22 protein-coding genes and 1 riboswitch are annotated in these 22,899 nt (G+C 60.9%); of the genes, 5 read left to right on the top strand and 17 right to left on the bottom strand.

The window, feature by feature from the left end; genetic code table 11:
- The first annotated feature begins 50 nt into the window (after positions 1–50).
- On the top strand, positions 51–1,181 hold the full coding sequence (locus DXT96_RS15445; RefSeq protein WP_153515440.1) for a cobalt-precorrin-5B (C(1))-methyltransferase: 1,131 nt from the start codon (positions 51–53) through the stop codon (positions 1,179–1,181).
- Here the strand turns inward: DXT96_RS15445 and cobM are convergent.
- From cobM to cbiE, 3 genes are read right to left on the bottom strand one after another with little or no spacing between them, the layout of a single operon-like run.
- On the bottom strand, positions 1,136–1,909 hold the full coding sequence (gene cobM / locus DXT96_RS15440) for a precorrin-4 C(11)-methyltransferase (RefSeq protein WP_153515439.1): 774 nt from the start codon (positions 1,907–1,909) through the stop codon (positions 1,136–1,138). The genes DXT96_RS15445 and cobM overlap by 46 nt on opposite strands.
- The gene (locus DXT96_RS15435) at positions 1,906–2,325 is read right to left on the bottom strand and encodes a cobalamin biosynthesis protein (protein ID WP_194287656.1); all 420 of its coding nucleotides are present in this window, start codon (positions 2,323–2,325) and stop codon (positions 1,906–1,908) included. Before DXT96_RS15435 ends, cobM begins: the two co-directional genes overlap by 4 nt.
- Positions 2,319–3,596, bottom strand: coding sequence for a precorrin-6y C5,15-methyltransferase (decarboxylating) subunit CbiE (gene cbiE / locus DXT96_RS15430; protein WP_153515437.1), 1,278 nt, complete (start codon positions 3,594–3,596; stop codon positions 2,319–2,321). The genes DXT96_RS15435 and cbiE overlap by 7 nt, the downstream gene beginning before the upstream one ends.
- Here cbiE and DXT96_RS15425 point away from each other — a divergent pair.
- Positions 3,595–4,377 (top strand): cobalt-precorrin-6A reductase, encoded by a 783-nt coding sequence (locus DXT96_RS15425; RefSeq protein WP_153515436.1) that lies wholly within the window; start codon positions 3,595–3,597, stop codon positions 4,375–4,377. The genes cbiE and DXT96_RS15425 overlap by 2 nt on opposite strands.
- Here the strand turns inward: DXT96_RS15425 and DXT96_RS15420 are convergent.
- From DXT96_RS15420 to DXT96_RS15390, 7 genes are read right to left on the bottom strand one after another with little or no spacing between them, the layout of a single operon-like run.
- Positions 4,344–5,105, bottom strand: coding sequence for a precorrin-3B C(17)-methyltransferase (locus DXT96_RS15420; RefSeq protein ID WP_153515435.1), 762 nt, complete (start codon positions 5,103–5,105; stop codon positions 4,344–4,346). The two genes, DXT96_RS15425 and DXT96_RS15420, sit on opposite strands and share 34 nt — an antisense overlap.
- Complete coding sequence (locus DXT96_RS15415; RefSeq protein WP_371418885.1) at positions 5,102–5,869, bottom strand: precorrin-2 C(20)-methyltransferase; 768 nt, start codon at positions 5,867–5,869, stop codon at positions 5,102–5,104. The genes DXT96_RS15420 and DXT96_RS15415 overlap by 4 nt, the downstream gene beginning before the upstream one ends.
- Positions 5,866–6,498 carry a precorrin-8X methylmutase gene (locus tag DXT96_RS15410; protein WP_153515434.1) on the bottom strand — a complete coding sequence of 211 codons (633 nt, stop codon included), beginning with the start codon at positions 6,496–6,498 and terminating at the stop codon, positions 5,866–5,868. The genes DXT96_RS15415 and DXT96_RS15410 overlap by 4 nt, the downstream gene beginning before the upstream one ends.
- Positions 6,495–7,853 (bottom strand): precorrin-3B synthase, encoded by a 1,359-nt coding sequence (gene cobG / locus DXT96_RS15405; RefSeq protein WP_153515589.1) that lies wholly within the window; start codon positions 7,851–7,853, stop codon positions 6,495–6,497. The genes DXT96_RS15410 and cobG overlap by 4 nt, the downstream gene beginning before the upstream one ends.
- Positions 7,853–11,203, bottom strand: a complete 3,351-nt coding sequence (cobN, locus tag DXT96_RS15400; protein ID WP_153515433.1) for a cobaltochelatase subunit CobN — start codon at positions 11,201–11,203, stop codon at positions 7,853–7,855. The genes cobG and cobN overlap by 1 nt, the downstream gene beginning before the upstream one ends.
- 32 nt (positions 11,204–11,235) lie before the next feature.
- On the bottom strand, positions 11,236–12,273 hold the full coding sequence (gene cobW, locus DXT96_RS15395; RefSeq protein ID WP_153515432.1) for a cobalamin biosynthesis protein CobW: 1,038 nt from the start codon (positions 12,271–12,273) through the stop codon (positions 11,236–11,238).
- On the bottom strand, positions 12,270–12,695 hold the full coding sequence (locus DXT96_RS15390) for a DUF1636 family protein (RefSeq protein ID WP_149900380.1): 426 nt from the start codon (positions 12,693–12,695) through the stop codon (positions 12,270–12,272). Before DXT96_RS15390 ends, cobW begins: the two co-directional genes overlap by 4 nt.
- A gap of 119 nt (positions 12,696–12,814) precedes the next feature.
- Positions 12,815–13,033, bottom strand: a riboswitch (cobalamin riboswitch).
- A 130-nt stretch (positions 13,034–13,163) separates the two neighbouring features.
- On the opposite strand from DXT96_RS15390, the gene cobO reads away from it, so the two are divergent.
- Both cobO and DXT96_RS15380 read left to right on the top strand, forming a co-directional pair.
- A complete protein-coding gene (gene cobO / locus DXT96_RS15385) occupies positions 13,164–13,781 on the top strand; it encodes a cob(I)yrinic acid a,c-diamide adenosyltransferase (protein ID WP_153515431.1) in 618 nt (205 codons plus the stop codon).
- A 1-nt stretch (position 13,782) separates the two neighbouring features.
- Positions 13,783–15,240, top strand: a complete 1,458-nt coding sequence (locus DXT96_RS15380) for a cobyric acid synthase (protein WP_153515430.1) — start codon at positions 13,783–13,785, stop codon at positions 15,238–15,240.
- On the opposite strand, the gene cbiB is transcribed toward DXT96_RS15380, so the two are convergent.
- A complete protein-coding gene (gene cbiB / locus DXT96_RS15375; protein WP_153515429.1) occupies positions 15,227–16,192 on the bottom strand; it encodes an adenosylcobinamide-phosphate synthase CbiB in 966 nt (321 codons plus the stop codon). The two genes, DXT96_RS15380 and cbiB, sit on opposite strands and share 14 nt — an antisense overlap.
- Here cbiB and cobD point away from each other — a divergent pair.
- Entirely contained in the window at positions 16,191–17,237 is a 1,047-nt protein-coding gene (gene cobD, locus DXT96_RS15370) for a threonine-phosphate decarboxylase CobD (protein ID WP_153515428.1), read from the top strand. The genes cbiB and cobD overlap by 2 nt on opposite strands.
- Here cobD and DXT96_RS15365 read toward each other — a convergent pair.
- From DXT96_RS15365 to DXT96_RS15340, 6 genes are read right to left on the bottom strand one after another with little or no spacing between them, the layout of a single operon-like run.
- Positions 17,219–18,496, bottom strand: a complete 1,278-nt coding sequence (locus DXT96_RS15365; RefSeq protein WP_153515427.1) for an L-fuconate dehydratase — start codon at positions 18,494–18,496, stop codon at positions 17,219–17,221. The genes cobD and DXT96_RS15365 overlap by 19 nt on opposite strands.
- Before the next feature lie 36 nt (positions 18,497–18,532).
- The gene (locus DXT96_RS15360; protein ID WP_153515426.1) at positions 18,533–18,862 is read right to left on the bottom strand and encodes an L-rhamnose mutarotase; all 330 of its coding nucleotides are present in this window, start codon (positions 18,860–18,862) and stop codon (positions 18,533–18,535) included.
- 11 nt (positions 18,863–18,873) lie between these two features.
- Positions 18,874–20,007 carry a mannitol dehydrogenase family protein gene (locus DXT96_RS15355; RefSeq protein ID WP_153515425.1) on the bottom strand — a complete coding sequence of 378 codons (1,134 nt, stop codon included), beginning with the start codon at positions 20,005–20,007 and terminating at the stop codon, positions 18,874–18,876.
- A complete protein-coding gene (locus tag DXT96_RS15350) occupies positions 20,004–21,014 on the bottom strand; it encodes a zinc-binding alcohol dehydrogenase family protein (RefSeq protein ID WP_153515424.1) in 1,011 nt (336 codons plus the stop codon). Before DXT96_RS15350 ends, DXT96_RS15355 begins: the two co-directional genes overlap by 4 nt.
- A 3-nt stretch (positions 21,015–21,017) precedes the next feature.
- The gene (locus DXT96_RS15345) at positions 21,018–21,839 is read right to left on the bottom strand and encodes an amidohydrolase (protein WP_153515423.1); all 822 of its coding nucleotides are present in this window, start codon (positions 21,837–21,839) and stop codon (positions 21,018–21,020) included.
- Between the two features lie 4 nt (positions 21,840–21,843).
- Positions 21,844–22,857, bottom strand: a complete 1,014-nt coding sequence (locus DXT96_RS15340) for an aldo/keto reductase (protein WP_153515422.1) — start codon at positions 22,855–22,857, stop codon at positions 21,844–21,846.
- Positions 22,858–22,899 lie beyond the last annotated feature (42 nt).

The raw sequence follows: 22,899 nt of genomic DNA, 5'->3' as shown, positions 1-22,899 counted from the left end.
GCTGCTTTTTAACGATGACGGAAAAAGCCGTCCCGGCTATAGGAATTGATATGGAAACGGATGGAAAGACCCTTCGCCGCGGCTGGACCACGGGCACCTGCGCGGCAGCCGCCACGAAGGCGGCCTGCGCCGCCCTTCTGACCGGCGAATTTCCTTACCCCGTCGAGGTCGAACTTCCAAGCGGGGCGAGGCCGGCATTTTCCCTTGCAACAGAAGAAAAAGGTGAAAACTTCGCCCGCGCCGGCGTCGTCAAGGATGCCGGCGACGATCCTGACGTCACCCATGGCGCGCTGATCGAAAGCACGGTCAGACGGGGTGAGCCAGGAAGCGGCATCACTTTCAAGGCCGGCAAGGGCGTCGGCACCGTTACCCGGCCGGGCCTGCCACTGCCACCAGGAGAACCCGCCATCAACCCCGTGCCGCGCAAGATGATCGAGACCGCCATTCGCGAAGTGGCGGGAGCGAATGCCGATTTCGAAGTGGAAATCTCGGTTCGAGACGGCGAGAAACTGGCCGAAAAAACCCTGAATGGCAGGCTCGGCATTCTTGGCGGCATTTCCATTCTCGGCACCACCGGCGTCGTCATTCCCTTTTCCTGCTCGGCCTGGATTCACTCCATCTGGCGCGGCATCGATGTGGCGCGGGCAACCGGCTGCACACACGTGCTTGGCGCGACCGGAAACACCTCCGAAAAGGCCGGGCAGGCGCTGTATGAGTTGCCGGAAACTGCCCTGATCGACATGGGTGATTTCATCGGCGGCATGCTGAAATATCTGCGCAGCCACCCCGTCGAGCGTGTGACGATCGCCGGCGGCGTCGCCAAAATGACCAAGCTCGCCCAGGGCATGCTCGACGTGCATTCCAAAAAGGGCCTTGCCGATCTTGAAGCATTGGCGGCTCTGGCCACGGAGGCGGGAGGCGATGATGATCTCGCCATTGCCATCCGTCAGGCCAACATGGTCGCGCACGCCTTTCAGCTGGCCGAAGACGCGGGGATAGACCTCGGAGCAATCGTTGCGGAAAAAGCCTGGGTAACCGCAGCGGCGGCGCTGAACACGCCGGCCATCGCGCTCGATATTGTTGTTTTCGATCGTCAGGGCGCGCTCAAGGGGCGCACCGCCTCCACGCCGTCGCATCAACCCGCCGCATCTTCTTTCGGAGAACGGAACCGGCGTACATAGTCGGTACTGTAAAGCGCGCTCTCGCGAAAATCCGTGGAGGCAAGCCCGCGACCGACGAAGATCAGCGCCGTGCGCTCCACCGGTTCCGCCGTAAGCTTGGCCTCAATATCGAACAGCGTGCCGCGAATGACCCGCTCATCCGGCCAGGAGGCGCGCACCACGATGGCAACGGGGCAATCGGACCCATAAAGCGGCGTCAGCTCCTCCACCACCTTGCCGATGGCATGAATGGCGAGGTGAATGGCGAGTGTCGTGCCAGTCGCGCCGAAAGCCTTCAGCGTCTCACCGTCAGGCATCTTCGATGCACGACCGGAAATGCGGGTCAGCACAAGGCTCTGCGCCACTTCCGGCACCGTCAGCTCCCGCTGCAAGGTGGCGGCAGCGGCCGCGAAGGAGGGCACGCCAGGCGTGACGGTATAATCTAGACCCAGCCGCTCCAGCCGGCGGATCTGTTCGCCCATGGCGCTCCAGACGGAAAGATCGCCGGAGTGCAGCCGCGCGACATCCTTGCCTGCCTTCGCCGCCGCCGCGAATTCCGCCTCGATCTCATCCAGCGAAAGTGCCGCCGTATCGATGATGCGCGCCGCCGTCGGGCAATAATCGATCAGCGCCTTCGGAACCAGCGAACCGGCATAGAGGCAAACCGGGCAGGCAGCGATGAGATCGCGCCCGCGCACCGTAATGAGATCTGCGGCACCCGGACCGGCGCCGATGAAATGAACCGTCATTCTTCTTCTCCGTATTCAATGGCGCAGTCGTTACCACGTGGCACGTTGCCCGTCGTTGCGATAGCCACAGTTACATCACCGACGACGAGGCGTGGCGAAACCAACCGTGCACCTACTCCAGCTGCCGCCAGCGCCGAGGCTTCGCTGACGCTTGGCGTGCCGGCGTGATCGAGGCTCGCCTGTGAAAATGTCATTGTCTCAGCGGCAACCGCTTCGAGCCGCTGCTGCGTTACGATTTCAAGCGGCAGCGACAGGGCTTTTGCCGCTTCCGCGAGGCCAGCTTCCCCGGCCTTGAGCGACGCAGTCGCCAGAGAGTCAACCGTCATGCCAAGGGTCCGCTCGGCGGTGCGTATGGCCGTGATGATCGCATCCGAAGCAGCACCTTTACGGCAGCCTATACCGGCCACGGTCACCATGGCTTGACCCAGCTCCATTGCATCACCGGCATGGCCGGCCGCCAGCCTGACATGGAGCCGACAGCCGCTACGCGAGAAACCTCCAGCCGGATCATCGAACCGCCAAGCTGCGCACAGGCGGCAAGCAAAACCGCTTCCATTTCCAGCGTCACCGCATTGGCGACCAGCCGCCCGCCGGGTTTCAAAACCTCCATGGCAGCCTCGAGCACACCTGCTTCACTGCCGCCACCGCCAATGAAAATAGCATCCGGCGTGGGCAAGCCTTCAAAAGCTGCCGGGGCCACACCGATCATGACCTCCAGCCCCGGAACGCCAAAAGCATCGGCATTGCGGGTGATCCGCTCCGCCCTTTCCGGATGCTGCTCTATGGCAATGGCGCGCAGCGAGGGATGCGACAGCATCCATTCGATACCGATCGAGCCGGAGCCCGCGCCAATGTCCCACAGCAGTTCTCCACGCCGGGGCGCCAGTGAGGAGAGCGTCACAGCCCGGATTTCCCGTTTGGTTATCTGCCCGTCATGTTCGAACAGGCTGTCATCGAGCCCCTGCGTAAACGGCAGGACACGCGCATCCTCATCCGCCACGACATCAATCGCCACCACATTCAGCGGGTCAATATCTTCAAAGGCAAAATCAGCCGCCCTGGCTTGCCGCCGCCTTTCACGCGCTCCCCCCAACGCTTCAAGCAGGATGAATTCCGACCGACCAAAACCGGACTCAGACAGCAACCCCGCAATCAAAGCCGGGTCACGCTCATCCGAGGTAAGCGCAATGATCCGCGAGCCGGGATGCAGATGCGGCCGCAAAAGATCGATGGAGCGCCCATGCAGCGAAACGCATCCGGGCGATTGCAACGCCCAGCCAAGGCGTGCCGCGGCCAGAGAAAAGGCGGAAGGCGAGGGATAGCAGACAGTCTCCCCGGAGGGGATCCGCCGCAGAAGCGTAACACCGACGCCGTAGAAAAACGGATCGCCGGAGGCCAGCACACAAACCCGCCTGCCGCGCAACGCCAGAACATCGCTCATGCCCACATCAAAGGGCACTGGCCACGGGCGTGCCTCCCCCTGAATGGCTGCTTCCGCCAGTTCCAGATGACGTTTGCCGCCGAAAACCACCTCGGCCACCTCTATTGCCGCAACCGCGTTGCGGCCCAGCCCCTCAAGCCCGTCTTCGCCGATACCGACGATCGAGAGCCATGGCTTTTCTTTCTTTTCGGTGGAAGCACTCTTTTCAGTAGAAGCCTTACCCGTTCCGGAATATTCAGACGTCATGACACGCTCCATACTCATCCTTGGCGGCACGGCGGATGCCCGCATTCTGGCCGGCAGGCTGGCAGAGGACTCCAGCTACCGAATTCTGCTGTCCATGGCGGGCCGCACGCTCTCGCCGGTCGAACAGCCGGTACCGATGCGCAGCGGCGGGTTTGGCGGCGCAGCAGGGCTGGCGGATTTCATTCGCACCAAGGGTTTCGATATTCTGGTCGATGCCACCCATCCCTATGCGGCAAAAATTTCCGCCAATGCGGTTGAAGCAGCAAGACTGGCCGACGTTCCACTTGTGGCGCTTTCGCGTCCCGCCTGGCAGCGACAGCCAGGTGACCGATGGCAGAGCGCCGACACTGCCGAACAGGCTGTTGCCGCGCTTGGAGATGAAAGCAGGCGTGTATTTCTGGCTCTCGGCCGCCAGGAGCTTCTTCCCTTCGAAGCCGCGCCCCGGCACAGCTATCTCATCCGCAGCGTCGACCCCGTGGAGCCGCCACTGAACGTACCGCATGCGCGCTACATCACCGCACGCGGCCCCTTTGCGCTGGACGACGAAATCCGCATGCTGGAGGAAAACCGCATCGAGACTGTGGTTTCCAAAAATTCCGGCGGCAGCGCCAGTTACGGCAAAATCGAAGCGGCGAGACGGCTTGGCCTGCCGGTCATCATGATCGAGCGGCCGCGATCTCTCGGCGACGCGCCCCTGAAGGGCACGACGGTGCCGGACATAGCGTCTGCGCTCACCGCCATCCGCCATCAGCTCTCCCTTTTCGAAAACCGCGGCGAATAAACGATCGGTTCCTTGCCGGAACGCTCGATCAGACGGGTTTCCACCGAACCGACGATGATGCAGGTGGCCATGTCAGCCATGTCGCTCGATGCTTCCGAGAGCGGCACGACCCGAATGCACTCATCCGCCCGGCCTGCGGCGCGACCGAAGATCACCGGCACCGAGCCGGGTAGATGCGCGCGCAAAAGATCAAAAGCAGTGCCGAGTTGGTGCGGCCGCGCCTTGCTGACGGGGTTATAAAAAGCCATCACGAATCCGGCTTGCGCCGCCGCGATCAGCCGCTTTTCGATGATGCCCCAGGGCTTGAGATTGTCAGACAGCGAAATGGCGCAGAAATCATGACCTAGCGGAGCGCCCGCCTTTGCGGCAACGGCCAGCATGGCGGTCACACCAGGCACGACGGAAAAATCGATGTCGCGCCATTCGGACGGACCATTTTCAATCGCCTCGCAGATGGCCGCCGCCATGGCGAAAACGCCGGGATCGCCGCCGGAAACCACGCAGACCTTGCCGCCTTCGGCCGCAAGCCGCAGCGCCTGTTCGGCGCGGGAAATTTCCTCGCGATTGTCGGAGGCGTGGCGGCGCTGGCGGGGAGCAAGCGACAGGCGGTCGAGATAAGGAATATAACCGAAGAAATCTTCCGAAGCCTCGACGGCAGCCAGCGCTTCCGGCGTTACCTGCGCCATACTGCCGGGGCCGAGGCCGACGACGACGAGCCTGCCAGTCATGGATTTTCACCTGCAGAGGGTCTGGTTTTCCAGCCGGGCACCAGAACCAGCGAAAAATAGGGTGCCGGCGATGCGTCACGCTCGATAAGCGGCACCGCATGGCTGTTTGCCATGGTGCCGCGCTCCACATAGAGCGCCTCGCTGAGCTTACCGGCCTTTTCCAGCGCCCGGCGGATTTTCGGCAGGTTGCGCCCAACCTTCATGATCACGGCTCCATCGGTACCGGAAAGTCGTTCCGCGAGAATATCTTCCGCAAGCGTTCCGGGGAGCACGCTCAATATATCGTCACCCTGTACCAACGGCAGCCCGGCCATGGACCAGCAGCCGGACATGGCCGTGATACCCGCAACCACCTCTGCATCGTAGGACGGAGACAGCCGCAGATGAAGGTGCATATAGGAGCCGTAAAACAGCGGATCGCCTTCCGAAAGCACGGCCACATTGCGCCCGGCCTCAAGATGGGCGGCAATGTCCTTCGCCGACTGGTCGAAGAATGCGGCAATCGCGCCGCGATAATCCTCGCCGTTCTTGTCGCTTTCGACGGTCACCGGATAGACCAGCGGCATTTCCAGCGTACCGGGGCGGATGAAGGCTTCAACGATGCCGCGACCATTACCGCTACCGCCCTTCTTGCAGAAAAAAGCAAGCACATCGGCATTTTCGATGGCGCGCACCGCTTTCAGTGTCAGAAGCTCGGGATCGCCCGGGCCGGTGCCGACACCAACCAGTTTACCCTTGGCTTGTTCAAAAAGAGCCGCACTCACAGGCCTGCCCTCGCAACCGCATTGATGGCAGCGGCCGTCATGGCCGAACCGCCCATACGTCCCTTGACGATGGCATAGGGAATGCCGAGCGCGCTTGCCTCCAGCGCATCCTTCGATTCCGCCGCGCCGACGAAGCCGACGGGCATGCCGATGATGGCGGCGGGACGCGGCGCACCCTTTTCCAGCATCTCGAGAAGATAGAACAGCGCCGTCGGCGCATTGCCGATGGCAACAAGAGCGCCGTCCAGTTTTTCCGCCCAGAGATCGAGTGCGGCGGCCGAACGCGTATTGCCGATCTTTTTCGCAAGCTCTGGTGTGCGTGGATCACGCAATGTGCAGATGACGGCATTGTCATTCGGAAGCCGGGCATGGGTTACGCCATGGGCAACCATTTGCGCATCACAGAGGATGGGCTTTCCGGCCAGCAACGCACCCCGCGCAGCGGCAACGAAATCGGGCGAGAAACGGAAATGGCTGGCCGCCTCCACCTGCCCGCAGGCATGGATCATGCGAATGGCGATATCCGCCTGCTCTTGGGTAAAGCCGGATAAATCCGCTTCTTCACGGATAATGGCGAAGGAGCGCTCGTAGATCGCGTTGCCGTCGCGAATATAGTCATAGTCGGTCATCGGTCATCCTGTCGAAGCGCCACACCAATCGCTTGCCTGCCAAGACGGGCAAGCAGGGTGGCGCCGTTTTCCCCGGGCTTATGTTCTTTTTCGTAAAGACGGGCAAGCCGCGAAAGCGCCGTCCTCTGCTGTGCGAAAGGTAAAATCCCGTCGGGCGGGTCGCCGGCGCGGCCGGAAACGGAAAAGGCCAGCCCATCGGCCGTGCCGCAAAAGGCCAGAAGCGACGGGGCAGGGTGCGCGCAGCCTTTGCCACAGCCGGAAATATGCAACGTGAAAGAACCGTCGAGCAATGAGGCGCATTCCCGGGAAGCAAAAGCGGCCAGTTCATGCGTTGGAAGAAAAGCCGATGCACAGCCCGGCGCGCCGGGACAGACAGCGATGGAAGAGCGCGCATCACCGGCCTCGGTAACGAAACCACATGCCCCTGCAGCCTCAAGCAATGCATCGCAAGCGGATTTCGATCCGAAAAATAGCATGCTATGGTTTGGTGATGGCCGCAAAGCCTTGATGCCGAGCATATCGGCGCCCTGGCAGAGACGCGATAAATCAGAGCCTCGAACCTGCCCGAAGGCAGGCGCGGTACCGGCAGCAAAAAGGCCCGTGCCCGCTGCCATCAATCCAAGCGGCGAAGAAGGTGCCCGAACGGCCTCGCTCTTTAGCAGCCGATCCAGCAGCCGGTCGCCACAAACCGCTTGGATGGCCGATCGGTCCAGATCGCGGCCACGTGCAAATACCCCCTTGCCGACGAGATAAAGGAGAAGCGAAAGGACCACATCCGCCACCGCAGCCGTTTCGACCAACCCCGCGTTCAGTGCTTTGCTTTCCGGCCCGCCGACAAGCAGTTGCCAGAAAGTCTGGCTGTCCAGCCGGATCGCTTTGAGGCGAATATCTGCCAGCAATTCCCCCATGGAGAGATATCCGCCACCATCAATGACGACAGAAATCTTGGCGGCGAGCTTTTCATGAAGAGCGAGCCGGTCGGCCTCTTTCCTTATCTGTTCGGCGAGAAAACGCCCGTCGGCGATTTCCGTGTCATCCCGGCCGGCAAGAGGCGAAGTCTCGACTGCCAGCCCTTCGCGCAGCGGCAGACCAAGTGCCAGAACATCCTTTTCCAGGGCGCATGCGCTTTCCGGCGTCAGGCCGCGGAACTGGAGGCTGCCGCGTGCGGTGATGTCGAGCAGCCCATTGCCGTGCCGCTCGGCAAGGTCGCAAAGTGCCACCATCGCACGGGGCGAGATATCCGCCCCGAAAGCTACTCGGGACAGAAAACCGTCGCCGGTCCGCATAGGTGCTGAGAGCGCCGGGCAAAGACCGCGGCGACCGAATGGCTGAACGATATCGGCAGCAGCAGCCATCATGCGCCAATCCTTTCGGAACGGGGCAGGATCAGCATTTCCAGCTCCGCATCCACCGCATTTCGCCGGCTGTGCCACAGGCCGCGACGGCGGGCGGACAGGAAGCGCTCGGCCATCACCTGTCCTGCCTTCGGATTTTCCCGCAGGATGAAATCGCGCACCGCCTCGTTGCCGAAATAGGCGTCATAAAGCGCCTCGATCAGCGAAGAGGAAACCACATGAGTGGTTTCGGCAAAACCGACCAGCCGGTCCACCGTTTCGGCAAATTCCGCCGCTCCGCGTGGGCCATGCCGCATCTGGCCGGCAATGAAGCGCGGGTTGACGGCGCGTGCCCGCACCACCCGCGTCAGCGCTTGCGCCATCGACCTTGCACGCGGACGTGCCGGGTCGGTCGTATCCAGCGCCACGATATCGGCTACACCACCCAATGCTGCCTTCGCCGCGGAGAAGCCGCCGATGAAGGCGACATCAGAAGAGCCGTCAAGAAGATCGCGGCCGGGATCGTCGCCAGTATGAACCAGAAGATCGGCCCGGCGCACCAGTTCCACAAAACCGGCATTCTCGAACATCTCCAGCCCATCGGCACCGCCGAAAGCATGGCTTGCAGCATCAAGATAGGCCTGTCCCAACTCCTCGCGTTCGTCCCATTTTCCGCTGGCGAGTTTTTCTTCGATACCCGCGCCATAGGTTCCGGGCGCGGAACCGAAGATACGCGCCGGAATATGCCCGAGCGCTGCCGCCTCTTCCGCCAGCGGATTGTCTCCCGGCGCCTCATCCCGCCGCGCCACGGCCTTGGCGGCAGCATCAAGCAGCGCAATCAGCGCCGGAAACATGTCGCGGAACAGGCCGGAAATGCGAAAGGTGACATCAACCCGCGGCCGCCCAAGGCTCGCCGGTGGCATAACTTCGATGCCGGTGACGCGGCCGGTGGTCAGGTCATGGATCGGTCTCGCCCCCATCAGATGCAGCGCCTGCGCCACATCCTCACCGCCATTGCGCAGGCTCGCACTTCCCCAGAGATCGAAAACCAGATGTTTCGGCCAGTCGCCATGACTTTGCAGGTGGTGCCGAAGCACTTCTTCCCCCGCCATGCGGCCTAGCTCGAACGCCGTCGGCGTCGGCATGGTGCGCGGGTCGGCTGCATAAAGATTACGGCCGGTGGGCAGCACGTCGAGCCGTCCGCGAGCGGGTGCCCCGGAAGGGCCGGGAACCACATGTCGTCCATCAAGCGCGGCGAGTAATGCCGCTTTTTCCGCCCTGGCGCTTTCAAGCCTCAGCGGATCGGTTTCCCCTTCCGGGTAGCGGCCGAAGACATGCTGGCCGTCCTTGATGGCGAAATCTTTCAGGTCGCAGAGAAAGGCGTCGATACGCGACAGGGCCGCGTCGGCGTCATCCTTCGCGCCCACGCCCGCCTCCGCCGCAAGCCCGGTTTCCAGCGCCTTTTCAACGATCAGTTTCGCCAGCCGGTCACGGCGGCGGCGATCCAGCCCATCCGCCTGCGCATATTCATCGACCAGCTGTTCCAGCGCCGATTGGCCCTGTGATAGCCCGGCGTTGACCAGCACCGGCGGAATATGGCCGATGGTCACGGCAGCAATCCGCCGTTTGGCCACCGCCGCCTCGCCGGGATTGGAAACGATGAAAGGATAGACCACCGGCAGTGGGCCGGTGACGATTTCCGGAAAACAATTGCGCGAAAGCGCGACCGTCTTGCCCGGCAGCCACTCGAGCGTGCCGTGAGCACCGACATGTACGATGGCATGTGCCGCCGCGACCCGTTGCATCCACGCACCGAAAGCAACAAGTGCGTGACGCGGCGGCAGGGCAGGGTCGTGGTAATCCACCCGCTTATCCTCGTTTCGCCCCCGGTCCGGTGCGAGCGCCACGAACACATTGCCAAAACGGGCCACGCGAAAGCGGAATGCGCCATCGGCAAGCGCATCGTCACTTTCCGCAGTTCCCCACGTGGCATTCACGGATACGGCCGCCGTTTCCGGCAAAACCTCAAGAAAATCTAGATAGGCGGAAAGATCAATCGCCGCTTCCTGATGCTCGACACAATCCAGTAAAGCCCGAGCGGTTTCAGGAATATTCGACACCGCATATCCCGCATCGGCAAGATCGCGCAACATTTCAAGCACGCTTTGCGGCACATCCAGACCAACGGCGTAACCCGTGCGCCCCGGCGCGGCACCGGGATAATTGGGCATCAGAATAACGATACGGCGATCCTGTTTCGATGCCTGTTTCAATCGCAGAAAGGCCGCGATGCGGTTCGCCACCTGCTCGACGCGATCCGCCTCCGGCACATTTAGGAGGCTGACACCACCATCCGCCCGCGCCTGTTTGAACGAAATCGCACCGGCGAGAATCCGGCCATCCAGTTCCGGCAGAACCACATGCATGGCAAGATCGGACGGGTTGAGGCCGCGGGCATTTTCCGCCCAGCCATCCCGCCGGGTCGTCGCCATGACCACCTGAAACACTGGCACGCCAAGGCGGTCGAACAGTGTTTTCCCGACTTCATCCGTCTGGCTGGCAAAAGCCGTGGCGGCGATGATGGCGACAGGCTGAAGATCGGGCAGCACGGTTTCGAGAAAACGGATCGCCTCCCCATCCTTCAGGCCGCTGACGAAAATCGGCAAGGGTGCAAAACCACGCTCGCAAAGCGCGTGGAAAAGCGCATCCACGGGCGCCACATCCTCCGCAAGCAGCATGGAGCGGTAAAAGAGAATGGGCAGGATGGCTGCATCGGCTGGAAAGGCGGCACGGGCTTCCGCCTGACTGACGACGCCCTGCCCGGGCCGGTAGAATCCGGCCTTCGGCAATGGTTCGGCCTCGATATCCGGCCAGATGCCATCCTTTGCCAGAACCGCCAGACCAGCTGCAAGGCTGCCCATATTTTCCCCTCCGCCTTCACGGAAAAAGGAAAGGACGGAGGCCAACATCTGCCGATCCACGGTCGAAGCCGCTTCGAGCTTTTCGTCCCTTTCGCTGCATTCTCCCGGCAAAAGCAGAAGCTTGATGCCGTGCCTGGGCGCCAAAATCGCCAGCTGGTCGACGCCGTAACGCCAGCGCTCCGCGCCGCCGAGAATCCGGATAAGAATAACGCGGGCATGTTCCGCCGTCTTTTCGATCCACAGATCAACCGACATCGGATGCCGAAGCTCGGACAGGTTGGCGACGGACAGGGATGGCATAGCGCGCCCCGCCTGCCGCCAGGCCTGCTCAAGCCCGGCAAGATCGCTTGCCGAAAAAGACAACATCACCACATCTGAACGGGGCTGGTTGAGATCAACCGGCTCGATCAGGTCGTCCAGAGACGAGGATGTGGTGGCGAGAATATGCATCTAAAGCATTTCCAGTAAAAGTCCGTGGCCGGTCAGGCGGCCAGCATCTGTTCTATCTTTTCGCGGTTGATGCCCTTTTCACCGATGATAACGAGCCGGCTGCGGCGCTCCTCACCCGCCGCCCATGGGCGATCGTAATAGCGGTTGACCCGGCTGCCCACGGCCTGCACCTGCAGGCGCATCGGCTTGGCGGAAACCTCAATGAAGCCCTTTATGCGCAAAACATTTTCCGCAGCCGCCGTCTCTGCAATGCGGATCGCCAGCGCTTCCGGATCGCTCACGGCAGGCAGATCGATGACGAAGCTGTCGAAATCGTCGTGTTCATGATCCAGTTCACCATCATGGTGGGTACGGCGGTTTTCGATGTCCTCTTCCACTGCAAGACCGAGACCGATCAGCACCGCAGGATCGATTGCGCCATTGGATGCCACGACGATCTTCGCGGCCTTTGGCAGGTGCTCAAGAATGTGGGCCTTTGCCTTGTCGAGACCAGCGCTATCGAGAAGATCAGCCTTGGTCATCACGATAAGGTCGGCGCAGGCAATCTGATCCTCGAAAACCTCTTCAACCGGGTCATCGTGATCAAGCGCCTCGTCATTCGCCCGCTGGGCGGCGAGTGCTTCCATGTCGTGGGCAACCTGTCCCTCGGCAAGGGCGGCACCATCCACTACGGCCACCACGGCATCCACCGTCACGCGGCTCTTGATCGCCGGCCATTGGAAGGCCTGCACCAGCGGCTTCGGCAGGGCGAGGCCGGACGTTTCGATGAGGATATGCTCCACCTTCGGCTGGCGGCTCAAAATCTGCTCGATGGCGGGCTGGAAATCATCCGCCACCGTGCAGCAGATGCAGCCATTGGCCAGTTCGACGATGTTTTCTTCCGGGCAGCTTTCAATGCCGCAGCCTTTCAGAATTTCGCCATCGATGCCGATATCGCCGAATTCATTGACGATGATGGCGAGCCGCTTGCCATCCAGCTTTTCCAGAAGACCGCGCAGCAGCGTGGTTTTTCCGGCCCCCAGAAAGCCGGTGACGATGGTGCAGGGAACGCGGTCCAGAAGGGTGCTCATGATCTCTCCTCGGTAAAATCGAATGGGGGAATGCGCGCCACCATGCCGCGCTTTAATGTGTCGGGCCGGCCACGCCAGGGCATCAGGCCATCTGCGGAGGCGGCCAGCATATGCGCGCCCGTCAACAGGTCACCTGCATCATCCGGCGTCAGTCCGCCAAATACATAGGACCAGCCGTCGCCGCCACGCAGCACGGCGCTGAGGCCGCGCTTGCAATTGGCAAGGCAATTGACGGAACGAACGACGACGCCAGATTCTTCCGCCTTTGCGATGACGGCATCGGCGAGGCGCGAACCGGCGCGCGGTTCAGCATTGGGATCGGCTTCATCGCGACAGCTTCGGCAAACGAAGACGACCACACCGGACGCCGTGTCAGCCTGCGTGTTTCCGCCTGCACATGAAGATGTCGCTGAAATATCCAAACCGTTTCGCTTCCCGCGCCTTCAAAAAAATCGTCGGGGTGCGGATATCGAAAACGGCATGCGCAGATGCGCAACCCCAATGTTCGATCTGACCGACTGACCGGAGCACCCCGCCCGGCAGACGTTTTTTCTGAAACGGCAGGTCTCCTGGCTTGCGGCTTCAAAACACCCGGGCACCGCCTTCCCGAACCCATATTGAAGGCCCAGTGGCTTTACGGTGCGGGCTTACCGCTTACAGTTGCGGGGGCAGCCACGGAATGACCCATTGTCCGGGTGGAACCGTGTTCCCTCTTAGCTTTTCCCGTTGCCGGGAAAAGACCGTCAGTCCGCTACCATTAGGCTGAACGGGGGTGAGGGTCAATGCCGCGGCCTGTCCCTCACACATTGCCGGGTGCGGCAAATTGGGTATAGTCGCCGCTCCGAATGGCGGGGGCATGGCCCGCACAGCAGGATGAGAAGGAAAACGTGATGACGCGCGACATCAGCGACAACGAAGCCGAACGCCACCGGCAGAAAATGGTCAACCGCAAGACGGTTCAGGATGCCGAAGTTGCGGCAAAGACCATCGAAAAAGGTCTGCTGATGATCAATACCGGCCCCGGCAAAGGCAAGTCCACGGCGGCCTTCGGCCTTGCTTTGCGCATGATCGGCACTGGGCGGCGGGTCGGCGTGGTGCAGTTCATCAAGGGCGCATGGTCAACGGGCGAACAACAGGCTCTGACGCTTTTCGGTGACAAGGTTGTCTGGCGCACCATGGGCGAGGGTTTCACGTGGGACACACAGGATCTGAAACGCGATGTTGCCGCAGCCACAAAGGCCTGGGAAGAAGCCAAGGTCCTGATGGCCGATGAAACGATCGGCCTCCTGATCCTCGATGAACTGAACATCGCGCTGCGTTACGACTATCTGCCGCTGGAAGAGGTCGTTGAAACGCTGTCCAGTCGCAGGCCTGATCTGCACGTTATCGTCACCGGCCGCAATGCCAAGCAACCGCTGATCGACGCCGCCGACATGGTGACGGAAATGACGCTGGTGAAACACCACTTCAAGGCGGGCGTGAAGGCGCAGGCCGGGATAGAATTCTGACATGACTGCGCGGGTGCTGATGTTTCAGGGAACCGGCTCGGACGTCGGCAAATCGCTGATGGTGGCCGGCCTTGCCCGGGCATTCACCCGGCGCGGCCTGTCGGTCATGCCGTTCAAACCGCAGAACATGTCGAATAATGCGGCGGTGACCGCCGACGGCGGCGAGATCGGCCGTGCGCAGGCGCTGCAGGCGCGGGCGGCGGGGGTGCCGCTCTCCGTTCACATGAACCCGGTACTCCTGAAACCACAGAGCGAGACCGGCGCACAGGTGGTGGTGCAGGGCAAGATCGTCGGTAATGCCAGAGCGGCCGATTATCAGCACATGAAGGCCGGGCTGATGCCGCTTGTGCTGGAAAGCTTTGAGCACCTGAAACTACGGGCCGATCTGGTGCTGGTGGAAGGGGCGGGCAGCGCGTCTGAAATCAACCTACGCGCCAATGACATCGCCAATATGGGTTTTGCCCGTGCGGCAAATGCGCCCGTAATCCTGATCGGCGATATCGATCGGGGCGGCGTCATCGCCAGCCTCGTCGGCACCAAGGCAGTGCTTGAGCCGGGCGATGCGGCAATGATCGAAGGTTTCATCGTCAACCGCTTTCGCGGCGATCCGGCGCTGTTTTCAGATGGCATGCGGATGATTGCGGAAAAGACCGATTGGGCCTCCATCGGCCTTCTGCCACATTTTTCCGATGCCACGAAACTGCCGGCGGAAGATGCTCTCGGTCTTTCCGGCCCTGCCCAGCAGAAACCGGGTGCGAATATCCGCATCGCGGTGCCAATCCTGCCGCATATTTCCAATTTCGACGATCTGGATCCGCTGGACATGGAACCGGATGTGGAACTGATCCGCGTGCGGCCGGGCGAAACCATTCCTGCCGATTGCCGGCTGGTGCTGCTTTGCGGTTCGAAATCCACCATCGCCGATTTGGCCGTGTTGAAAAATGCGGGTCTCGATATCGATATCAAGGCCCACGCCCGGCGTGGTGGCTATGTTCTTGGCCTCTGCGGCGGATACCAGATGCTGGGGAAAACCGTCGCTGATCCTGCCGGCATAGAAGGGCCGCTGGCGAAGATTGACGGGCTTGGCTTGCTGGATGTCGATACGGTTTTGACCGGCGACAAACGGCTGGTTTCCGTGCGGGGCAGGAGTTTCGACGGAATTGATTTATCCGGCTATGAAATGCATGTCGGCGAAACGAAGGGTGCTGCGGATAACCAGCCGTTCTCGATGATCGACGGACATGCCGATGGCGCCATCTCGCCCGACGGCCGCATCTTCGGCACCTATATTCACGGGCTTTTTGCGGATAACGGCCAGCGCAGCGCATGGCTGGAGCGACTTGGCGGTGAGGGCACCCATCTGAATTACGATGCGCAAGTGGACGCGGTTCTTGACCGTCTGGCGGCGCATATGGAAGAGCACCTCGATCTCGACAGACTGCTGTCTATAGCGCGATAAGGATCGCCAGCAGCCCAAACAAGCCGATCAGCAAGACATCTGCGATCCGCGCCAGCCGTAGCGCGGTGCGAATATCGCCGGCAACCAGCGTCGCTCTTCCGCCTTCACCCATGAAACCCGCATCAATCATCTGCCCGCCATAGGAGCGAGGGCCGGCAAGTGCAAAGCCAAGAGCACCAGCCAGCGCCGCCTCCGGCCAGCCGGCATTGGGGGAACGATGGTGGTGCGCATCACGACGGATCGCAGCGATGGCACCCTTGGGCGACGCGCCCTTCACAAAAAAAGCTGCCACTACGAAAAGAACGCCGCTCAACCTCGACGCCGGCAAATTGACCAGATCGTCCAGCCGGGCCGAGGCCCAACCAAAGGCTTCATGGCGTGGTGAACGATGGCCGATCATGCTGTCGGCCGTATTGATCGCCTTATAGGCCGCGCCGCCCGGCAGGCCCAACAGGCCGAGCCAAAGGGCAGGGGCAACGATACCGTCGGAAAAATTCTCGGCCAGACTTTCAATCGCCGCCCGGCAGATCGCCGCCTCATCCAGCTTTTGCGGATCACGACCAACGATCATCGATACAGCCTTGCGGCCACCTTCCACCCCCTCGCGCTCCAGAGCGGTGGCAACAGCTTCCACATGCTGTTCCAGACTTTTCTGCGCCGGAAGCGAAGCACCGAGGATCGCCACAGCCAACAGGCCGAAGGGCAGGAGAAGCAGAAGCGATTGAGCAGACCATGCAAGAATGACGGTGAGACCGGCAAAAACCACCAACGCCGCCACGCCCGCCGCCTTACGCTGCGAAAATGACGCGCTCTCCCGGTTCCATTTTTTGTCCAGCAGCGCGATAAGCGAACCGATCCAGGTGACGGGGTGGCCGATGCGATTGAACAGCCAGTCCGGATAGCCGGTCAGGCGTTCGATCACGAGCGACAGGAAAGCGAGAGCAAAGAACATGGGCGAGACAGTACCAGAAAAGGCTCAAGGAGCGATCCGTCACGGCGGCGATCTCGGCAAGGCGCGCCTGATGTTTCCTGACGCGCCTGAACCGTGGATCGACCTTTCGACCGGGATCAATCCGCACTCCTATCCGCATTCGCCCATTCCCGCCAGCGCCTTCGCCCGCCTGCCGGAACCGGATGCTGCCGACGCGTTGAAGCAGCTGGCAGCGGCCCATTTTGGCGCACCTTCTGCCCGGCATGTCACACTTTCTCCCGGCACGCAGATGCTGATGCCTTTACTGGCTCAAATCGCTCTTTCCCGTGGGGCAAAAAATGGCAGCGTCCTTTCGCCCGCCTATGCGGAACATTCCCGCACCGCGCGCATGGCCGGACTGACCGTTACCGAAGTGGAAAACCTTGGCGACCTGTCAGCATCCGGCTATGCGGTGGTGGTCAATCCCAACAATCCCGATGGCCGCGCCACTGATAGACAGGCTCTGCTGTCTCTAGCCGATTCGATGCGCCCTAATGGCGGCCTGCTCGTCGTGGATGAAGCTTTTATCGAAACGGGAGGTGCGGAAAGCCTTGCAGATGTCGCAGATCACGATGCGCTGGTGGTACTGCGATCCTTCGGTAAATTTTATGGCATGGCAGGCGTGCGGCTCGGTTTCGCAATTGCGCATCCTGATATCGCCGCTACACTCGAGGCAAGGCTCGGACCCTGGGCAGTTTCCGGCCCGGCACTACATATTGCGACCGAAGCTTTGGCAGACGAGGATTGGCGATCATCCATGCGCCTTCAGCTCGCGAAAGAAGCCCGGCGCATGAATGACCTGCTGAAAAAAGCGCGACTGGAAATCGCCGGCGGCACGTCCCTGTTCACGCTTATCCGGCATAAGCGCGCCACAGCACTGTTCGACCATCTCGGTCGGCGCGGCATTCTGGTCCGCATTTTCGATGAAAGGCCGAGCGACATGCGTTTCGGCCTTCCCGGCAGCAAAGCGGAGTGGCAGCGCCTCGAGGCGGCGCTACTGTCCTTTGATCATCCCTCGAAGGTGTAGGTCTCGATCGAATCCGGCTTCATTTCGATGGAGAAGCCCGGCAGTTTCGGCGGCATGTAAGCGGCGTTGCGGATATCGCAAGGCTCAATGAAGTGCTCGTGCAAGTGATCCACATATTCGATAACGCGACCTTCCTTGGTGCCCGATACCACCAGGTAGTCGATCATCGACAGGTGCTGTACATATTCGCAAAGGCCGACACCACCGGCATGCGGCCAAACCGGCAGGTTGTATTTGGCGGCAATCAGCAGCACCGCCAGCACCTCGTTCAGACCACCCATGCGGCAGCTGTCGATCTGCACCACATCGATGGCGCCTTCGGCGATGAACTGCTTGAACATGATGCGGTTCTGGCACATTTCGCCGGTCGCCACCTTCACGGAACCGATGGCTGCGCGAATCTTGCGATGGCCGGCGATATCGTCCGGGCTGGTCGGCTCTTCGATGAAGAAGGGCTTGGAAAAGGCGAGCTTGTTCACCCACTCGATTGCCTGATCCACTTCCCACACCTGATTGGCATCGATCATCAGATAACGGTCGGGGCCAATCACCTCGCGGGCGATGGTGAGACGGCGGATGTCATCCTCCAGATCACGGCCGACCTTCATCTTCACATGGTTGAATCCGGCATCGATGGCTTCCTGGCAAAGACGGCGCAGCTTGGCATCGTCATAACCGAGCCAGCCGGCTGATGTCGTGTAGCAGGCATAACCCTCGTTCTTCAGCGTCTCGATACGCTCCTTTTTGCCGCTCTCGGCTTGTCTCAGGATCGCAAGCGCATCGTCACGGGTCAGCACATCGGTCAGATAGCGATAATCGACGATGTCGGCGATTTCTTCAGCGCTCATATCGGCAACAAGCTGCCACACCGGCTTGCCCGCCTTCTTCGCCAGCAAATCCCAGACCGCATTGACGACGGCACCGGTGGCGAGATGCATCGCGCCCTTATCCGGGCCGATCCAGCGCAGCTGGCTGTCGCTCGTCAGATGCCGCCAATATTTGCCGGGGTTTTCGGTGACGGTGGCGAGATCGGTGCCGACCACCAGATGGCGCATCGCCTCGATGGCCATGCAGCAGATGTCATTGCCCCGGCCAATGGTGAAGGTCAGACCATGGCCCTTCAGGCCCGGCTCGTCGGTGTCGAGAATGACGTAAGCCGCCGAATAATCCGGGTCGGGATTCATCGCATCCGAACCGTCGAGGCTCTGGGAGGTCGGGAAACGCAGGTCGAAAACACGCAGATCTGTAATTTTGGTCATGGCCGGTTACTCGCGGTCAGTGTCAAAGGAAATCGTTCAATCGTGGTGGAAGGTTTCTTCCATCATCGCCCACCACTCGTCTTGCCTGCGGCTTTCGAGCGGTTGCTGGCAGGGAATGGTGAAAGACCACCATTCCTGGTTCTTGGGGCTTGCGGCTATCTTCGCCATGTCAGCGCTGAAATCCGTGCCGTGATATTCCCAATAACCGAACAGCAGATTTTCCGGTTCACGCAGGAAGATCGTATAGTTACGGATGTTGCTGTCGCTGATGAGCGCCAGAACTTCCGGCCAGACGGCAGCGTGCAGCCTTTTATACTCCGCGATCATGTCCGGTTTGACGCCTATGACCATGCCCATACGCTGCATGAAAAACTCCGTTATTGCTTGATGGTGGCAAGCGCCGCGCGCAGCCCGTGTTGCGGCAGGTTCAATCCCAGCCGTTCTGCAGCAGCGATGATCGGGATGAATCGACGACGCTTCTTTTCATCGTGGTTACCGGCGATATCGGCCAGCCGATGCGCGAGAAAAGGATTGCGCAAACGTTCGCGCAACACGCCGATATAGACCGCAGCCTCATCTCCCATGCCTTCGGCAGCAAAGACCGGCAGAACCTCGTCCCGCCACAGCGTTTCCAGATCCGTAACGAGAGCGTCGTCGGCCATTGCCTGCCGCACCGTCTCGTCCTTGGCCCGGGCATCCTGCATCCAGCGCTCGGCCAGATAGGAATGGCCGAGATTGAGCAGAAAGAGCTTCAGCTTTTCATAGTGGTCGAGATCATCCGTCAACACGATCGCAGGGTGAGCGCATGGCAAAACGAGCCCTTCATGCCTCTCGATTGCCCAGAGCGCATAGGGCTCCGCCACCGCACCAACTGGATCGATAGGCTCGGAGACGATGCGATCCACCAGACTATTGGCGAAACGGCATTTCTCATTGAGATAAAAAGCAAACCCCGCCGGCAATTGCCATTCGTCGGCAAGCTGGCGAATGACTTGCTGCAGCCTTTCGCCATTGCGCGGCACAAGTTCGCAGGGGAAGATCGACAAAGGCGCTTCCGGATTGCTCTGAAAACGCTCCAGCAGCAACATGCAGAGCTTCGCCGGAAAGCTTTTCGGCACCATCGTAAAATCGGCCGCAAGGCCAGGACCGTCAGCGGAATCCAGCTCATAACCGCGATCGCCCGTATTGGAGAGGATAACCTCGGCCACGCAGGCAAGACGCCGCACTTCGGCCCAGTCGGTCGCGGCGGTCAGCGCGCGTGCGACAGCCTTACCCGGAATTTCCTCGTCCACTTCCTGCCCATCGCTGATACCGCGAATGCGCACAGGGTAGGGCGCGCCGCTATTCAGCGCCGCAACACGCTTCAGGCTTTCCGCATTGCCGGTCGTCTGGACAATAGCGATATGTCCAAGAGCCTCACCTTTATCCAGCGCCTGCGAAACGAACAGATCCGCATGCGCCAGAAGAAAGCGGCTGGTGCCAAATTGCAGAATGGGGGTGCCAACTGTCATGCGACCTCCACCATGCCCTTGATGACTCCGGCTTTCGGATCGGTCAGACCGGCGAATTTGGAAGGCACATCGGCAAGCGTCATACGGTGCGTAATCAGCGCTTCCGGCACCTTGCCTTCACGCAGCGCCTGCAAAACGCGTTCGAAATCCTCAGGCGTTGCATTGCGGCTGCCGAGCAGCGTCGTCTCGCGCTTGTGAAACTCCGGATCATTGAAGCTGATATCGCTGGCGACGATGGATACCAGCACATAGGAGCCGCCATGCCCGACGAAGGAAAACCCGCGCTCCATGGCCTTCGGATTGCCCGTCGCATCAAAAACCGCATCGAAGAAATCACCGCCGGTAATATCGGAAAGGCGGTCTTTGTCGCCTTCACCAAGCGTTACCGTGTGGGCAACACCGAGATGCTGCTTGCAGAAATCCAGCCGGTCGGTGCGCCCGTCGATCATGGTCACCTCGCCGCCATCGAGAACCGCAAAAACCGCAACCGCCATGCCGATAGGACCGGCGCCGACGATCAGGACCTTCTGCCCTTTCTCGACCGCGCCACGGCGCACGGCATGCGCGCCAATCGCCAGAAATTCAGTCATGGCCGCCTGATCGAGGCTCAGCCCCTCCGCCTTCAGCACGAATTGCTGCGGCACGCTCAGATATTCAACCATGCCGCCATCGCGATGAACGCCGAGCACGCCGATATTGCGGCAGCAATTGCTCTTGCCCTTCAGGCAGGCACTGCATTTTCCGCAGGAGATATAGGGGATGACGGTGACCACGTCGCCAGCGGAAAGAGGACTGCCATCAGGCGCTTCTTCCACCGTGCCGGAAAGCTCGTGACCCATGATGCGCGGGTAGGAAAGATAAGGCTGGTTGCCGGTGAAAATATGCAGATCCGTACCGCAGACGCCGATGCGGCGAATGCGCACCAGCACTTCACCTTCACCACGGCGAGGCTTCGGCAGATCCTTGGCGGTAAGTTGACCGGGAGTGTCACAGAAAATCGCCAGCATGCATCACCTGTCAGAAAGGGAATAAAAACGAATGGCGTTGCCGCCAAAAACTGACGCATGGTCTTCTGCCGGCACGATATCGCGGCAGAGATCCAGCCAGACCTGGTAATCGCCAGCCAGTCGCAACACCGGCCAGTCGCTGCCGAAGATCACGCGGTTTGCGCCGAAGAGTTCCAGAATGGTTTCGGCATAAGGCCGCACCGCTTCCGGCCGCTGCTCGCCACGCTCGGTCAGCAGACCGGAAAGCTTGCAATGAACATTGGCAAGAGCGGCCAGAGCCACAATGTCGCTCCGCCAGTCGCTATAATGACCGGTGGCGATCAATGGCTTCGCACCATGATCGATGACAACAGGCAATTGCGGATAACGGCGGGCAAAGGAAAGGAGATGCGGCAGATTGGGCGGCAACACCAGCGCATCAAAGACCAGCCCGTGTTTCACCAACGCTTCCACGGCGGCATCCAGCGCCTGATCGTCGATCCAGGCAATATCTTCCATGCCCTGCAGCATGGGGCGAACGCCCTTGAAGGCCGGATGTTTTGCCCGGCGGGCAATTTCCGTCACCGCATCGGGAGACTTCATGTCCACCCAGCCGACCACGCCCTTGATGAAGTCGGTCTTTTCCGCCAGCTCCAGCATGAAATCCGTGTCGGCCGCAGTCTCCATCGTCTGCACCAGCACCGTGCCGGAGACACCGGCTTCGGCCAATAACGGCGACAGATCGGCCGGAAGAAAATCCCGGTAGATGGCGGCGAGCGACGGCGGCGGCCATTGCCCGGCGCGGTCCTTCATCAACCAGAAATGCTGGTGGGCGTCGATGAACATGGCCTCAGGCCTTTCCGCCGGGTACGGGCGAACCTTCGGCAATCAGGCCGCGCCTGTGCAGCTCAGACCAGAATTCATCCGGGATAGGCTGTTCGAACCATTCGATATTGGAGGCAAGCTGTTGCGCATTGCGCGCGCCTGACACGACCGTGACCGAAGCCGGATGGGAGAGCGGAAATTGCAGCGCGGCCGCCTGCAACGACACGCCCAGTTCCTCGCACACGCCCTGCAGCGCATCGACGCGCGTGAGGATATCGGCAGGCGCATCGGCGTAGTTGAACTTGCGGTTGCCGGCCAGAATGCCCGAATTGAACGCACCGGCGACGACGATGCCCACGCCGCTTTCAGCACAGCGGTTCATGAAGGCAAGGCTCTGCTGTTCCAGGAGCGTATAACGACCGGCAAGCATGGCGACGTCGATATCGAAGACATCCATGGCGTCGCTGACGATCTGCCATTCGTTGACGCCAAGGCCAACAGCTCCGGTCGACCCTTCTTCACGCAGTTTGCCAAGCGCCCGGAAGCCGCCGCCAGTGGTCAGCTGCTCCCAGTAATGCTGGTGCTTTTCGCCATGGGTGAAGGAGCCGATATCATGCACATAAAGAATATCCGGCTTCAGAACACCCAGCCGCTGCTGGCTAGCCTCGAAGGAACGCAGGATACCGTCATAGGAATAATCATAAGTCGGGCGGAACGGCAACGGCGCGATATAGGCGTCCTCTTCCGGGCCGACGGTTTCATCCGGAACCATCACACGACCGACCTTGGTGCTGAGTGTATAATCGCTCCGCTCATGCTCCGTTACCATGGTGCCGAGACGACGCTCCGATCGCGTGTAACCGTAAAAGGGCGCGGTATCGAAATAACGCATGCCGCTTTCCCATGCCGTATCGAACGCACCTTTGGACTCTTCATAGGGCGTAACGCGGTAGAGATTGCCCATCTGGGCGCAGCCGAGGCCCATGACCGTGACGTCAACGGCGCGGCGCGGCAATTTGCGTGTATCGGAGACTTTCATCGCAGGGACTTTCCGGGTTTTTCTTTGAAAAGGCGCGCCGCC

Source organism: Agrobacterium sp. ICMP 6402, assembly GCF_009498615.1.
GTDB classification, from domain to species: domain Bacteria; phylum Pseudomonadota; class Alphaproteobacteria; order Rhizobiales; family Rhizobiaceae; genus Agrobacterium; species Agrobacterium burrii.
The sequence above is the reverse complement of the archived record's forward strand: the minus strand, read 5'-3'. Positions and strand labels throughout refer to the sequence as shown.